The 14,907-nt window shown below is 65.2% G+C and carries 14 protein-coding genes; 8 read left to right on the forward strand and 6 right to left on the reverse strand.

Translation table 11 applies throughout. From position 1 onward, the window contains the following. The 3 genes from ASE31_RS32095 to ASE31_RS19190 all read left to right on the forward strand — a co-directional run. A partial coding sequence (locus ASE31_RS32095) for a hypothetical protein (protein WP_235514632.1) occupies positions 1 to 967 on the forward strand: 967 nt, incomplete at its 5' end. Between the two features lie 16 nt (positions 968 to 983). Next, the gene (locus ASE31_RS31785) at positions 984 to 1,286 is read left to right on the forward strand and encodes a hypothetical protein (protein WP_157412568.1); all 303 of its coding nucleotides are present in this window, start codon (positions 984 to 986) and stop codon (positions 1,284 to 1,286) included. A 632-nt stretch (positions 1,287 to 1,918) separates the two neighbouring features. Next, positions 1,919 to 2,242, forward strand: a complete 324-nt coding sequence (locus ASE31_RS19190; RefSeq protein ID WP_157412569.1) for a hypothetical protein — start codon at positions 1,919 to 1,921, stop codon at positions 2,240 to 2,242. Between the two features lie 72 nt (positions 2,243 to 2,314). Here the strand turns inward: ASE31_RS19190 and ASE31_RS19195 are convergent, their stop codons facing one another. The 3 genes from ASE31_RS19195 to ASE31_RS19205 form a co-directional block, all read right to left on the reverse strand. Continuing rightward, positions 2,315 to 3,973 carry a hypothetical protein gene (locus ASE31_RS19195; protein ID WP_057203420.1) on the reverse strand — a complete coding sequence of 553 codons (1,659 nt, stop codon included), beginning with the start codon at positions 3,971 to 3,973 and terminating at the stop codon, positions 2,315 to 2,317. Between the two features lie 116 nt (positions 3,974 to 4,089). Continuing rightward, positions 4,090 to 4,515, reverse strand: coding sequence for an SRPBCC family protein (locus ASE31_RS19200; protein ID WP_057203421.1), 426 nt, complete (start codon positions 4,513 to 4,515; stop codon positions 4,090 to 4,092). A 147-nt stretch (positions 4,516 to 4,662) separates the two neighbouring features. Continuing rightward, positions 4,663 to 7,101, reverse strand: a complete 2,439-nt coding sequence (locus ASE31_RS19205; protein ID WP_162261420.1) for a PAS domain S-box protein — start codon at positions 7,099 to 7,101, stop codon at positions 4,663 to 4,665. 336 nt (positions 7,102 to 7,437) lie between these two features. On the opposite strand from ASE31_RS19205, the gene ASE31_RS19210 reads away from it, so the two are divergent. Next, the gene (locus tag ASE31_RS19210) at positions 7,438 to 8,670 is read left to right on the forward strand and encodes an FAD-binding oxidoreductase (RefSeq protein ID WP_057203423.1); all 1,233 of its coding nucleotides are present in this window, start codon (positions 7,438 to 7,440) and stop codon (positions 8,668 to 8,670) included. A 252-nt stretch (positions 8,671 to 8,922) separates the two neighbouring features. Further along, on the forward strand, positions 8,923 to 9,711 hold the full coding sequence (locus tag ASE31_RS19215) for a hypothetical protein (RefSeq protein WP_057203424.1): 789 nt from the start codon (positions 8,923 to 8,925) through the stop codon (positions 9,709 to 9,711). A 114-nt stretch (positions 9,712 to 9,825) separates the two neighbouring features. On the opposite strand, the gene ASE31_RS19220 is transcribed toward ASE31_RS19215, so the two are convergent. Beyond that, positions 9,826 to 10,227, reverse strand: a complete 402-nt coding sequence (locus tag ASE31_RS19220; RefSeq protein ID WP_057203425.1) for a hypothetical protein — start codon at positions 10,225 to 10,227, stop codon at positions 9,826 to 9,828. 224 nt (positions 10,228 to 10,451) lie between these two features. Here ASE31_RS19220 and ASE31_RS19225 point away from each other — a divergent pair, with 224 nt between their 5' ends. The 3 genes from ASE31_RS19225 (at position 10,452) to ASE31_RS19235 (ending at position 13,517) form a co-directional block, all read left to right on the forward strand. Beyond that, a complete protein-coding gene (locus tag ASE31_RS19225) occupies positions 10,452 to 11,228 on the forward strand; it encodes a hypothetical protein (protein WP_157412570.1) in 777 nt (258 codons plus the stop codon). Positions 11,229 to 11,464: 236 nt separating this feature from the next. Beyond that, positions 11,465 to 12,970, forward strand: coding sequence for a M12 family metallo-peptidase (locus tag ASE31_RS19230; protein ID WP_057203427.1), 1,506 nt, complete (start codon positions 11,465 to 11,467; stop codon positions 12,968 to 12,970). 244 nt (positions 12,971 to 13,214) lie between these two features. Beyond that, positions 13,215 to 13,517, forward strand: a complete 303-nt coding sequence (locus ASE31_RS19235; protein ID WP_057203428.1) for a hypothetical protein — start codon at positions 13,215 to 13,217, stop codon at positions 13,515 to 13,517. Positions 13,518 to 14,009: 492 nt separating this feature from the next. Here ASE31_RS19235 and ASE31_RS31790 read toward each other — a convergent pair whose 3' ends face one another. Both ASE31_RS31790 and ASE31_RS31795 read right to left on the reverse strand, forming a co-directional pair. Further along, a complete protein-coding gene (locus ASE31_RS31790) occupies positions 14,010 to 14,591 on the reverse strand; it encodes a hypothetical protein (protein WP_157412571.1) in 582 nt (193 codons plus the stop codon). Then, on the reverse strand, positions 14,591 to 14,907 hold a 317-nt coding region (locus ASE31_RS31795), incomplete at its 5' end, for a hypothetical protein (protein ID WP_200961133.1). The genes ASE31_RS31795 and ASE31_RS31790, both read right to left, overlap by 1 nt.

A 14,907-nucleotide genomic window follows, 5' to 3' on the forward strand; every position in this document is an offset into this window, starting at 1 on the left:
TGGGAGCCTGGAGCGGCGGGTCCACGACGAGGCCATGGCGCGCGTGCAGGCTTCGCAGCCGGCCCGAGCGGATGAGACCAGCTACAGCAGCGAAGAGCTCTTCCCCTATGCCGTGCAGGTGGCGATGGAGTTGGGCGTGCAGCCTACCGCACTGATGCCGAACAACTCGGTGCAGGGCTGGCTGGCGCGGGTGCGCGCATCGCTGAAGGACGTGCTCGGCAAGCTGACGGGCAATCCGCAGGCTTTTGATGGGCAGGACCTGGTGGATTTGGCGTTTGGCATTGCGCAGTTGGAGCGCTCAGCCTCGGCCCCGCCGCAGAACGGTCTTGAGCGGGCCAATGGCAGCGCACCTTCCGCCCCATACTTTCCCATCCAGATGAGCCGCGGGGCGGGAGTGGACAACGCAGGTGCAGCACCGGAGAAAGGTCCGCTGGGAACAGAGACAAATCCTCGGCCAATCCCGTTCAAAGAAGAAGACCTCAAGGTCCGGATGTCAAAAGACAACCCCTATGAAGACGACATTGCTTTGCTCGTGGAGGGCGAGTATGTTAGTTTTGCAAACATAGAAGATACGAAATATGGCCCTCGCCTAAATATTAGCAAAACGGCACAAATGGAATCAAAAGAGTATATCAAGATTGATGATCACGGAGTGACAGAAGCGATGTTGAGAAAAATAATCCTTTACTACACACAAGAAAGAGGGGGACCTCCAACTGGATTGCCAGGAAATCTAGCCGGAAGCAATCTTGAAAATTTCCGAAAGGAATTCGACAAACATCGAAAAATCAATCACAATGGCACGAAGGATGATTGGGCACAGGCAGCAATAAGAGACATATCATTCGGAAAATCCAGGGAAAAACTGGGGTATGGAATCTTTGAAATTGAATTATCGGACTCTATTGATATCGACGACCTGAAAAATCTACCCAAAAATGTAAATATTATTTCAAGGCCCAGCTGATTTTCAAGAAAACATCATGACCAATACGAATACCATAGAGATTCTGGGGGCGGCCCTTGGAAGAGATATATCCCAAGAAGGGGGTAGCTGCAGCGATTACCTTGATCTATACAATCATCATATTGACGAAGTACGAAAAATCATGCCCATGGGCAGTGTTTACACCAACAAATTCATACTATTCCTTCTCGGCTGGAATGGCGACCTTGGAAACACGATGTCTTTTATGGAGTATGTAGTCAAAGGAAGGGAAGATATAAATTTGTGGCTGAAGGAGTCTTATAAATCCGAATGGAGAAAGAGCCCTCCTGCATCCTGAAATATGGTACGCCGGCGTCAGCGGAATGACCCGGCGGTCTCAAATTTAAAGAGCAACGCCGCGAGCCCATCCAAATTTGTTCGATTGGTAGTTGTAATGGGTTAAGGTCGGCGAGCCACTTACCGTCCTGAACAAACCCACTTCCCGCAAGCGCACCTGCAACAGCGCCCCAGGCCCGGCCACCGCCCCCATAGACGCACAGGTCCAGGCCCTGGACTCCGGCATGCTCGTCGTCGGCGGCGACCAGGCCACCATCCTGGCGCACCTGCAGGCCGGCGGCGTGCGCGGTGCCGAGCCATTCGCGGGCGTGACCCTGGTCCCCGTGGACCAGGCGGCACTGACACAACGGGTCTTGCTTCGCCCATCGCGCGCTCTGGCGCCATCAGGCCAGTCGGCAGGTCATGCATCGGTGTCTGCAAATAGCGACGGGACTACTGCGCGAAGGCCCGTGCGCGACACATCTGGTGAACGAGGATCCGGGCCCCATACTGGGGATCGCCAGGGGCATTCCCGCTACACTTTCCGTGATGACGACGTCCCCACCCGCCCTGCCCCATCCGTTGACCGGCATGACACGGATTCCGCCTCACCAGAACCGGTCGCTCCTGTCAGTGCGCGAGTCGGAGACACGCATGGATTACTACGATCCGGGCGGGCCGTTGATCTGGGAGTCGGACGAACAGGACGCGGTGGACGGGGCGACTTTGGCCCTGACAGAACTGCCGCAGATACCTCAAGTCACGGCAGTGGCCGCTTTTACCTCCACGAGCCCGCCCAGCCCGACGATGGATACTCTGCGGGCACCGCACAACCAGCCAGAGCAACTGCTGGCGGAGCGCGCCGTGGAGGGGCGGGCCAAGGAGGGCCCGCGGCACCCCGGGCCACTCTTGTGGGACTTGGAATCGCCGAGCGCGTCGAGCTTGCCGGCAGCCAGGCCCTTGTCGGTGAACGGGTAGATTCGCCAGAGCAGCTTTGCCTGCCGGCCGTTCAACGGCTGCGGCCCATGGCGTACCGCTTACCCGCCCTCCTCAACCCCCCGCACGCCGCCACACCAGCCCCAGCGCCTTGAATTTCTGCCAGGCTGTGGCGCGTTCGTCCGAGAGCACGTCGAGAAAGTCCGACAGGCGCTTGGACTTGACCATGGTGTAGATGGTCAGCGCGGTGGTCAGCACGAACACGAGGGCGAAGATCCCCAGCTTGCGGCCCAGGGGGGCATCGGCCTCGGCCAGCAGGTTCATGCCCAGGAAGCCCGTGGTCACGGTGCCGATCAGGCCGAAGATGGTGACGACCGTGAGCCGCACAACGGTGTTGGCCTGGCGGCGCAGGCTGTCGGCGTCCAGGTACTGGTTCATCTCGCCGATGCGCTCCTTGACCTCGGTGTACAGCGGGTCGAGCCCGAGGTGGTTGGCACACATGCGGAACAGGGCGCGCACCTGGGCCTGTTCGGACACTTCGTGGAACCAGTAGCGGTGCGTGAAGCGCAGAAAACCGGCAAAGCTGTCGCGGATGGTGCGCTTGAAGCGGCGCACGCTGGCGGCGTCGGCAATGTCCAGGTCTTTCAGGGCCTCGGCCAGCCGGTCCGAGAACATCAGCAGCGCCGCCTTCTGGAAATGCGCAATCAAGAACAGCAAAAAATGCTGGTGCCGGAACTGCGCCAGCACGCCCCGGTCGCGGCAGACATAGAACGGGCTGCCGGCATTGCCCAGCACCAGCAGCGAGTGGCCGCTGCACAGATAGCGTGTGTTGGGGGCGGCGCCGCTGCTGCTCCAGAAGCGGTCGTAGCAGAACCGCTTTTCAAAGTCGGCCAGGTGCTCTTCGGAATAAGGCAGGCAGGTGTCGTCGTCGCTGGGCGGGGCCGCCCCCGTGACCAGGCCGAAGCGGATGAAGTCGCTGCGGCTGAGCGCGCGCGGGTCGTCCAGCGCCAGAAAGGCCAGCTGCGGCATGCGGTAGTACTCGATCTGGCGGTAGCGCAGGGGGCCGCTGCGTTCGGAATGGTCGCTCACCAGCGGCTCCAGCAGCCAGGCCCAGTGGGCCGAGATGCGCGGGGCGCGGTGGCTGCTGACATGGGCCATGAAGAGGTCGCGCTGGTTGGCGTCGGACGCGGCCAGCACCTGCCCGGCGGCGTCAAGCCACTCGGCGCTGTACAGGCAGTGCTGGGCATGGCCCTCTGCATCCCAGCCGGCGGGGTAGCCACGGCCGAAGCGGTACAGCACCTCCTGCGACTGGGCGAGCTGCAGGTCGCGGGCGCTGACCTCGACATTGAGCAGCACCAGGTCCAGGTCGAGAAAAAAGTACAGGTCCACATGCACGATGTCGAGCGTGATCGGCGCATCGCCGGGGCGCAGCACCGCCCGCACGGCGCTGACGTCGCTGCGCCGGAACACCCGCATCGGCGAGCCGGTGGCGCGGGCGCCTTCCCGGCTGCGCCCTTCGCCATACAGGAAGCGCTGCACATAGGGCAAAAAGGTCACGAACTCGTTGTAGTGGCGTTCGTGAAAACGGCTGCTGTCGCCCGTGAATTCGTCCACCACCTCGCGCCAGGGCGAGGCCTCCTCGCCCATGTCCGCCAGCAGTTGCCAGGGCTTGGCGTGCTGGCCCTCGGAGCCCCGCACCGGCATCAGGCGCAGGGGCCACAGCAGGACCTGGCGAAACTCCCGCACGCAGGCGGGGTGAGACTCAGCGGACATGGGTGGTCTTTCGTGGGGAGCCTGGCAAAGTCGATGCTACCCAAAACTGCGGGGGATGGGTTGCTCGCGCAGCCGTCGAGTGCCCCGTTCAGCGGGTGAACGAAGGCAGATCGTCATCAGGCCGCGACGCGGCCACTCTCGGCCAGCCGTTTGAGCGATGCCAGGGTGATAGGAAGCCCGGTGCGCAGGGGATTGCCGACGATGGGGCCGAGCACGAATGACAGTGCACCGGAAAAAGTCACTCGGTGGACGACTTCCGTGCCTGCCGCCGTGGGGTGGAGCTCGTGCTCGAACAGCATGCGAAAGAGGGGAATGCGGGACTCGACGGTGAACGATTGGTTGGGCACCACGGAGATGAAATCCATGGGGACCGCCATCCCCTTGGGCGGCGTGATCCGGCCCTTGCTCCCGGTCTGGAAGGGGCCGTCAATCGATGAGTCCTTGGTATCCGGGTCCCAGGTTTTCCAGTTGCCTACATCCGCGTAGATGGCGAATATCTTCTCGGGCGGCACGGAGACGGTGACTCGGCTTTCCACTTGCATGCGGGGACTCCTGTAGGGCTTACCGATGATTCAACGAAGCCCCAGACTCTAACGGCTCTGGCAGGTGTGCCGCGCACAGAGTCGCACAGAGGCACACGAAGGCGCGCCAGGGCGAATGGCGGCGACCCTGGGTTCCGGTGCCAGGGATCAAGCACGCCGCCCCCGCCCGGCCGCCTTGGCGCGGTAGAGCGAGGCGTCTGCACGCTCCATGAGGCCGCGCCAGCCGTCGTCGCCCGCAAAGGCCACGCCGACGCTGGCGCCGATGTGCACCCTGCGCCCGCCCAGGTCAAAGGGCTGGCCGGCGGCGGCCACCAGCTTGTCGGCCACCTGCTCGGCTGCTGCCTGGCCGGGCATGCCGCCCAGCACCACCACGAACTCGTCGCCGCCCACGCGCGCCACCAGGTCCAGGGGCCGCACCAGGGCGATGAAGCGCGCGGCCACCGCCTGCAGCAGTTGGTCGCCCACCGGGTGGCCCCAGGTGTCGTTGACGGGCTTGAAGCGGTCCAGGTCCACGTACAGCATGGCCACGCCGTGTGCTTCGGCCAGGGGGATGCGCTGCAGGTGCGCCTGCAGGCCCTGCCGGTTCACCAGGCCGGTGAGCGCATCGCGCTCGCTCAGGCCGATGAGGCGCGACTCGCGCTGGCGGTGGATGGTCACGTCGTCCAGCACGGCGATGAAGCCATCGGGCTGGCCGCTCTCGGACTGGCGGGGCACCAGGCTGATGGCCATGTTCCTCGGGCGCCCGCGCAGCTGCAGCACCAGCTCGAAGGCGGTGGGCTCGCCGGCCAGCGCCTTGTCGATGAAGCCCATGCTGTCGCGCAGCTCGGCCAGCGGCACCACCTCGCCGATGCGCCGGCCCACGATCTCTGCGCGCGTGGGGCCCACGAGCTTTTCGAACGCGGAGTTGACGAACTCGTAGCGGCCTTCGCGGTCCACCACGGCAATCACGTCGGGAATGGCCTCGGCAATCGAACTCAGGGTGCGCTGCTGGCGAAACAGGTCGGCACGCGAGCGCTGCTGCGCCGAGATGTCGCGCATCACGGCCGTGTAGCGCACCACCCGGCCATCGGCGTCGCGGTGGGACAGCACCGAATGGTCCACCGCAATCGGGTGGCCGGCCACCAGCACCGTGCTTTCGCCCATCCACACCCCGCTCTTGATCACCGACGGCATGACCTCGTCGCGGTAGCGCCGGGTGGTTTCGGGCGTGTTGAAGTCGGTGAAGCGGTGCTGCGTGACGTCGTAGCCGTCGCCGTAGCCCTGGGCCTTGCGCGCGGCGGGGTTCATGTAGGTCACGCGCCCTTCGGCGTCGGCCTGCACCACGAAGTCGGGCGTGGCCTCCAGGATCTGGCTGAGCATGTGCAGCGACTCCTCGGCCCGCTTGCGGTCGGTGATGTCCTGCAGCGCACCCACCACGCGCACCGGGGCGCCCAGTTCGTCGTATTCGGTGTTGCCGATGGCGCGCGCCCAGACGCGCGTGCCATCGGGCCGGCGCAGCGGGGCTTCGATCTCCCACTTCTCGCCGGTGGCGATGCCTTTTTCAAAGGCGGCGATGAGCCGCTCCTGCGCGCCGTCCTCGTAGAAGCCGACCACGCCGGGCAGCGTGGGCACGAAGGCATCGTCCACGCCATGGATGCCTCGCACCATGGGCGACCAGTGGACCTCGCTGGTGTGCAGGTCTACCGTCCAGGGGCCCACCAGCGCCAGCTCGCCCATGCGCTGCAGCAGGGCCTGGTTGGCCTGCAGCTGGCGCTCGGCAGTGTGGCCGTGGCTGGCTTCGCGGATGAACCCGGTGGCACCAATGCCCCCTGCCATGCGCAGCGGGGCGATGGACAGCTCCACAGGCAGGCGGTGCCCGTCCTTGTGCAGCGCCTGCAGCTCGAAGCGGCGGCGCAGCACGGGGCCCTCGCCCGTGCGCTGCAGCCGGGCCATGCCATAGAGATGGGCGCTGCGCAGCTCGGGCGGGATGATGAGCTCGTGCATCGGGCGCCCCATGGCTTCGTCGTGGCTCCAGCCCAGCGTCGCCTGCGCCTGGTGGTTCCACTCGGTGATGAAGCCGCCGGGGTCGATGCTGATGAAGGCGTCCTGCGTGCTGACCAGCATGCTTTGCAGTGCCTCGTCGCTTGCCGACCGGGTCGGCAAGGTGTGCGGACTGCCTGATAGGCCCGGGGCCAGGGAGCCTGGCACCCGCGCATGCGGGTCGCTGCCCAGCGGCTCGCGCAGGTCCCAGCGGGGGCGCTGGCTGGCAAAGGCGCTGCGCGTGCTGCGGATCGCGCCCGGGTCGTCGAGCGTGCCCACCGCCACCTCGACCACGTCGGGCCGGCCCTCCTCCAGCCGGAACAGCTGGCTGCCGCACTGCGGGCACAGCTGGCGCACCGCGTGCTCGGAAGATTGCCAGGTGTGCAGGGCCCCGTAGGTGCGCAAGGTGGCACGCTCGCCCTCCAGCCACGCCATGCCGGCCCCACCGGACGCCCTGCGGCAGCTCTCGCAGTAGCACACGGCCGCCTCCAGCTCCAGGGCATGCACCGCGTACTCGACGCGGCGGCAAGCGCATCGGCCTCTCATCACCACCGGAGCTGTTCTCATATGCGCCCTCCAACCCCGGCGTGCATCCCGGGTTCTGTTCTTGTGCTTTGCCATGCAGGCAGCAGCGGCGGTCCACCGCAGGGCTGCCCTCGCTCCCTGCCCAAACCCTAACCGGTCTTGCCCCCGGGCCCTGTAGGACAGCGCCCACGTGCACCCTGCAGCGCGCTCGTCTCCCGCGCCACCAGTGTGCAGTTGGATTGCCAATCCGGCAATCCAGTCGTCGAAAAATGGCGCCCCAGCCGGGCTCGGCATGCGTTGGGGGCCGGCACAATCGGTGCCTTCAGCCCGACCGTTCGGCCCTGCCCATCCCTGTCCGCCGCCGCAATAATCACCCCCATGGAAACCCTTGTTCTCGGCGCCGGCATCGTCGGCGTCAGCACCGCCCTGGCGCTGCAGCAGCGCGGCCACGCCGTGACCCTCGTCGACCGCCAGGCGCCTGGCCGCGAGACCTCGTACGGCAATGCCGGCATCATCCAGCGCGAGGCCGTGCAGCCCTACGCCTTTCCGCGCAGCATCGCCACGCTGGCGCGTGTGGCCACCGGTTTGAGCAACGACGCCCACTACCACTGGGGCGCCCTGCTGCGCCTGGCGCCGCAGTTGTTCAGCTACTGGGCCGCATCGGCCCCCGCGCGCTACGCGCCCATTGCCCAGGCCTACAGCCGCCTGATCGAGCACTGCATCACCGAGCACCGCGGCTGGATCGAGCAGGCCGGAGCCAGCGACCTGGTGCACAAGGATGGCTGGCTGCAGCTGTACCGCAGCGGCCCGGCGTTCGACGCTGCGGCAAAGCAGGCCACCGCCGTCGCCGCATCGCACCACCTGGCCTGCCAGGTGCTCGGCACGGCCGCCCTGGCCGCCGCGCAGCCGGTGCTGCAGATGCCGCTGGCCGGCGCCGTGCACTGGCAAGACCCGTGGACCGTGCGCGACCCCGGCGAACTGGTGGCGCGCTATGCGCGGCTGTTTGTGCAGCGCGGCGGGCAGCTGGCCACGGGTGACGCGCTGACGTTGCGCCAGCAAGGCAGCGGCTGGGCCGTGCAGGTGGACTCTGGCAGCATCAGCGCGCAGCACGCCGTCATTGCCCTGGGCCCCTGGGCCGGCGCACTCACCTCGCGCCTGGGCTACCGCCTGCCGCTGTTCAGCAAGCGCGGCTACCACCGGCACTTTGCCGGCGGGCCCACGCTGACCATGCCCGCGCTGGACATCGAACGCGGCGTGATGCTGGCCCCCATGGCGCGCGGCCTGCGCCTGACCACCGGGGCCGAGTTCGCCATGCTGGATGCCCCCGCCACCCCCGTGCAGCTGCGCCGCGCGGAGATCTCCACGCGCGAACTGCTGCCCCTGGGCCAGCCGGTGGAGGCCACGCCCTGGCTGGGCGCCCGCCCCTGCACCGCCGACATGAAACCCGTGCTCGGCCCCGCGCCGCGCCATGCGGGCCTGTGGTTCAACTTCGGCCACGCGCACCAGGGCTTCACCCTGGGGCCCGTCACCGGCCGGCTGGTGGCCGAGCTGATCAGCGGCGAGGCGCCGTTCGTGGACCCGGCGCCGTACTTGGCGCAGCGGTTTTTGTAACAGCGCAGTCCGCGCACGCGCCGCGGTCCCGCCCCTCGCCCCGCCCTGCAGGGCGTTTGGCGGTAAACCCTGCTGGCATCACCCATATTGGCGATTGTGGTGATCGCTCCATTGCTTTGAAATCAAGAAACCAATGGATACAAGTGTGTCCATGTGGACACATGCGCTTCGTGCGCGTTTTCCTTGTCACCCTCTGCCGGCCACCACAACCCCAAGAATCCCACGCCGGCTCAACTTCGATCCATCACCGACATGCGCCTTACCTGCACGCTCAAGAAAATTGCCGCCGCCACCGCCATCGTCGCCAGCCTGGGTGCCGCCAGCCCCGCATGGGCCGACATCACCGCATCGGCCACGGCCAGCGGCCCATCGAGCGCTTACACCCTGGTTGCCCGCGTCACGCCCGAAGCCCAGTACGTGGGCCGCGGCAAGCTGTATTTCGTAATGCTGCACGGCTCGCAGATCTACGTGCTGTCGGAGACGCGGGGCTTCGTCCCCTACTCGGGTGGAGAACCGCCGGAATACCGCACCATCTCCCAGGCCACCGAGACCATCACCGTGCAGGGCTGGAACACCACGGCCCAGGCCGGTGCCTCGATCTTCGTGGGCTTTGGCACCGATGTGATGGACATGATCAACAACGGCAGGTTCAAGCAGGTGGCCACGCTGCCGGCGGCGCCTGCGCCAACGCCGACGCCCACACCGACCCCAACGCCCCCGGTGACCACCAACCCCTATGCGGTGCACAACGGCACCTATATGTGCTACGACGACTATGGCCGCTCGGGCACCGTCACCGCCACGTTCACCGCCAGCAACACGGTGATCGACACCACCCGGCTGACGACGATTCCGGTGTACTCGTACAACCTTTCGCTGAGCACCATCGTCAGCCAGCCCGGTTACAGGACCTACAGCAGCACGAGCCTGCCGCTCAAGCTGGTCATGCTCAATCCGTCCGGGGGGCCTTACAGCCTGGCGATCGGCTACCAATCGAACGCCTACAGCAGCCAGATTGTCTACGTCTGCACCAAACGCTGAGACGGCGCGGCAAACGCAAGCAGGAGTGCCCTGCGGCAATCACCGCATCGCGAAGACGCTGGCGGCCTCAGTGCTTCGTTTGCAAGCGAGCCATCCAGCAGATCCCGTCACAGGCTACACATTCACCGCCGCCCCATCCACCGCCCAGCGGCACTCGGCCATCCAGGTGGGCAAGGCGGGGTCGCGCACCACGGGCGCCAGAGCGCGCAGCGTGGTGTTCATCTGGCTGTCGAACCAGTGCAGCTTCTGTTCGGCGAACTGGATGGACGACAGCGCCTGGAGCACCAGATGGCCGCCGTCCACCACTGGCAGCGGCAGTGCCGCGCGAAACGCCATGTCCAGCGACGGGTGCTCGCGCACCAGCTCCTGCAGAAAAGCGCAGGCCCCATCGATGGCCTGCGCATGCCGCGCGTGGAAGGCCGGGCTCATCTCTTCGGTGCCCAGGAACTTGGCAACGCCGGCGAGCGACTCGAACGGGGTGGGCAGGCGGGTAGGGGTGGGGGTTGTTGAGGGCATGGTGGCGGTCGGCTGGGCTGAGGAATGGCAACGGCAACCGCGCGCAGGCGGTGTGGGCACGTATCCAACGTAACAGTATGCGCCCGCCACGTGCCCCGCGGCCCAGACGGGGCGCAAAATGCACTGCGCGAGCCTGCTGCTGCTGCTGCCGCGGCACCGCGTCCGTATCCACGTAAACCGCATTCAACGCCACCGCGTTGAATGCGCTGAAACCGGACACCGCCATGCCAACCACCCTGCCCCGAAGTACCCTGAGTAGCTTGCGCAACCTCCTCGCAGGCGCCGCACTGGCACTGGGCTTGGTCGCCGCGCCCGCCTTCGGCCAGATCACCACGGTGGCCACCACCATCAGCGGCACCACGCAGGCCCTGAACTTCGCCGTCAGCGTCAATCCCGAGGCCCGGTTTCTGGGCCAGGGCAAGCTGTACTTCGTGCTGCTGCACAACGGGCAGTTCTACCTGCTGTCCGAGACACGTGGCTTCGTGCCCTACACGAGCACCGAGATCCCCGAGTACCGCACCATCCGCCAGGCGACCGAGACCATCGCCGTCAGCAACTGGAACACCCGCGCACAGCTGGGTGGCGCCATCTTCGTGGGCTATGGCACCGACTTCTGGGAGATGCTGGCCAGCGGCCGCTACCGCCAGGTGGCCACCCTGGCGGAGTACCCCATCCCGCCCGTGGCGGGCGATCCCTATGCGGCCTACAGCGGCGCCTACGTGTGCTCCAGCAACACGGGCGCCACCTACAACGCCACCGCCACCTTCACAGCCGCCCAGGCGGTGGTGGACACATCCCGCATGCCCGCCATTGCGGTGCCCAGCATCAGCGTGCCTTTCGACGGCCTGGGCAGCAGCGGCGACCGCATCTACGCCAACCGCGACTTCCCGCTGTACCTGGTGTCGCTGGATACGACGGCAGCCGCCCGCTACCCACTCGCGCTCGCCTACCAGGCCAACGACTTCAGCGCCTCGCACATCTTCGTCTGCGCAAGGCGCTGATAGCGCCCTTCTCCCTTCTCTCCAGGCATCTCGCGCGCGGCTGAGCCCCACCGGGGGCGAAGCGCCTGCAGTGCGCCGTCCAGCGCCTCCCCGATACCGCCCGTCGGCGCGCAGCGCCATGTCGTGACATTTGGTTTCACGCCACAGTGCGCGCCCCACCCCGGTGATAGATTCGCCGGTCGCTCGGGCCACGCGCCGGGCGCTCTCCCGATCCACCGCCAACAGATACACACACCATGGCCGTTACCGTCTCCGACCTGCAGAACATGCGTTTTTCCGGCAACCCGCAGGCCGATGCCTTGCTGGGGGGCACCCCGGTGTGGAACTTCTGGCCCGACGGCCGCAAGGTGATCTACTACACCTTTGACGCAGGCGCTGGCAGCGAGGCGGCCAAGACGGGTAGCCCGGTCACCGCCTTCAACGCTGCGCAAAAGCAGTCCGCAAAGCAGATCCTGGCATATGCATCCAGCGTCACCGGCATCACCTTCGCCGAGGTGGCCACTTCCGCGCAGGCCGACCTGCACTTTGCCGCCACCAACTTGCAAGGCCCCTCCACTGCAGGCCTGGCATCGTCGGGCTACAGCTACGGCTACACCGTCCCAGGCCAGGTGTTGACCTCGCTGAACATCGAGGCCGTGGTGTACCTGGACAATGTGGAGCACGCCGGCATCAACAACAACCCCACGGCCGGCGGCTCGGGCTACGAGGTGCTGCTGCACGAAGTGGGGCACGCGCTGGGCCTGTCGCACCCCTTCGACTCCTCGCACCCCCTGCCCTCGGCGCAGGACAACACCAACAACACCGTCATGTCGTACACGCATGCCGGCCCGAACAAGACCACCTTCCAGAGCTACGACCTGCTGGCGCTCGACTGGCTGTATGGCCGCGACGGCCTGGGCGGCACCTACGGGTTCAACTCGACCAAGGGCCCGACGCTGACCTTCGATGCAGCGCCCGCACCGGCCCCGGCACCTTCCCCCGCCCCGGCACCGGCACCCACACCCGCTCCAACGCCGAGCCCAACACCCGCCCCTGCGCCCACAACACCGACAACGCCCACGGCCCCAACCACCCCCACCAAGCCCACGCCCGCACCAACACCTACGCCCACCAATCCCAACCTGCCCACGGGCAACCAGGGCACGGGCGATGCCGACCTGTTCAACAGCAAGCCCGCCACCGAGACCTTCAACGGCGGTGCGGGCGTGGATACGCTGGTGGCCCACGGCAACCGCGGGCAGTACACGCTGCAGCCGCTGTCGGGTGGCAACTGGCTGCTCAACGACAAGGGCACCGGCCTCGACGGCATCGACACCCTGCAGCAGATCGAGCGCGTGCGCTTTGCAGATCACTCCGTGGCGCTGGACCTGAACGGCGCCGCCGGCACCGCCGCGCGCCTCATCAGCACCCTGCTGGGCTCCGACGCGCTGAAGAACCGCGGCCTGGTGGGTGCCGTGATCAAGGCAGTGGACGAATCGGGGGCCACGCCCCAGCAACTGGCAGAACTGGCCCTGGCCGCCGTGGCCGGCCCCTCCGCCACGCCCCAGCAGGTGGTGGCCCTGCTGTACGCCAACCTGTTCGGCACTGCGGCCGATGCCGCCACCGTGCAGAACCTGGCTGGCCTGCTCCAATCAGGCAGCTACACCGGCGCATCGCTGACCTGGGCCGTGGCCAGCTCGGACCTCACGGCCAGCAAGATCAACCTGGTGGGGCTGAGCCAGGTGGGGCTGGAATACATCTGAACCGAACGGATGCGCAGGGACGGCCTGCGCATCCACGGCCTTGGCGCAGCCCTACCTTTGGGGGATACCGCCCGCCAGAAATTTGCGTTTGAATCACGTTCGATGCTCCTTGGCAAGCCATTTTTTGCCAAGGGCAGCCATGTTCGCCCCCGGCGACTGCAGGCCCCGGAGAACAACTCCCCGCTGGTGCCAAGGTCCCGGGCGCACAACACCTGGCCAACCCAGTGACTGGGGCATTCCCAACGTGATTACCGCACTCTTCGAATTCACCCGCTCCGGCGTCTGCAGGTTTGCGCCCAGCGTATCCGCCTCCACCGACGCCCAGGCCGTGCTGCTCAACTGGGCAATCATGGCCAACGATCGCGCATTCCGCACGGTGCTCGACCTGCCCGACCGCCTGGTGGCCGAACTCAGCTGGAACGAGCGGCACGACACCGCCCAGCGGCACGACCTCGACTCCTGGGCCCGCCGCCTGGACATCACCGTGTCCAACGCCCTGCGCATGTCGCACAGCGACTGGCAGAGCGCACGCCCCCTGGCGGCGTAAGGCGCCCCGCCCGCCCCGCCACTGGTCAGCCCACCGGGCCTGCCGGCACCTGGCAGGGCCTGATCGCACCGCCCCTGGACACTCCGCCGTTGCAGTGAACAAAGCGGCCAGCCGAGCTACTCCGGATAGGGAACCTCTCAATACCCCGACTTCCCGCCAGCAGCTGAACAAACATCACTTTCGGCGCGGATGCGACTTGATCCAGCCGTGCTTTCGCGTGCTGCGTGGGCAGTTTTTGCAGCTCTGCATACAACTCGTTGGCAACCGAAGCGCACTGCTGCGCAGCCGATAGGCGCCAGCCTCCAAAGCGGGGCAGGGCAATCCAAGCGCCCCGGGCTGCCGGCAACCATCTTGCGTGGGCTTGCAGCGCGCGAATGAAGGGCTGGATCAGGCCATCTGCGTCTGCAGAGCGCGCGACTGTTCAGCTGTTGGCTGGAAGCTGAGGGTATTGAAAGGTGCCCCCATGGCTCAGCAAAAGCCTACCCACTGAAGCTACAGCAAATGGATTTCGTAAAACCTAGAGCCCAGCTTGGGCTGCACTGCGTTCCATGACATGAGTCCAAAATTCAAGGAACCATTGCCCAATCCGTCTGCCACAACAAACTTGCCATTTTTTTTCCAATGTAAGCACAACCCGACCTCGCATGGCCGACTCTCCAATCTAGGATTTACAGGATTTTCCTTGATGATGGACAACCCAAGCAAAAAATCCCCGACAAAAGCATTCCAGTATGCTATTGAAAAAATGGGATCTGAAGAATCAACAGGAAATATATCCACATCCTCGTCCATTGGATGGAAATCAGGATCTCCAGCCTCATCCCTGTCAAGCCAAACAATGACGCTGTTCAGGCTATCGTCACCCGCCATTCCAAGGACCCGGCCATCTTCGAATGTGAGCGCCAGCGGCCCTTCCGTCCTTTCAAAAACCTGGGAAAATGGAATCCTTCCCTCGACTGCAGCAACGTCCTTGGGCGAAAGACTGTACCTCCTCATCGACAAGAGCCTTTTACCCAAAAAACTCTTAAATAGCAAAGCCGATTGAGATGGCAGCGCCGCAGAATATGAATCCATCATCTTTTCCCCATATTTCTCGTCATTTCAATCAGCAGATCAATCATTTTCATATTCTCCTTCTTATACCCCCTCTCCACACCCATTGGATCAGATATTACCACGCCGCCATCCCTATTCACAAGAAATTGCAAATCCTTGATTTTTATCTCAGCGTTTAGCAATTTTTCCTTTATCAGCATCAAGTCGGCAATACTCTTTCCATTCAAAACACCTAGATCACCAACCACCGTGACACGGCCTCTGATCACTTTGACCGCATCTTTGGTCCCCGCCTCAAATCGATCGTACACAAGCGCAGGGCGATCACCTACCA

The sequence above is a fragment of the Acidovorax sp. Root217 genome (assembly GCF_001428645.1).
In the GTDB taxonomy this organism is placed as follows: domain Bacteria; phylum Pseudomonadota; class Gammaproteobacteria; order Burkholderiales; family Burkholderiaceae_C; genus Acidovorax.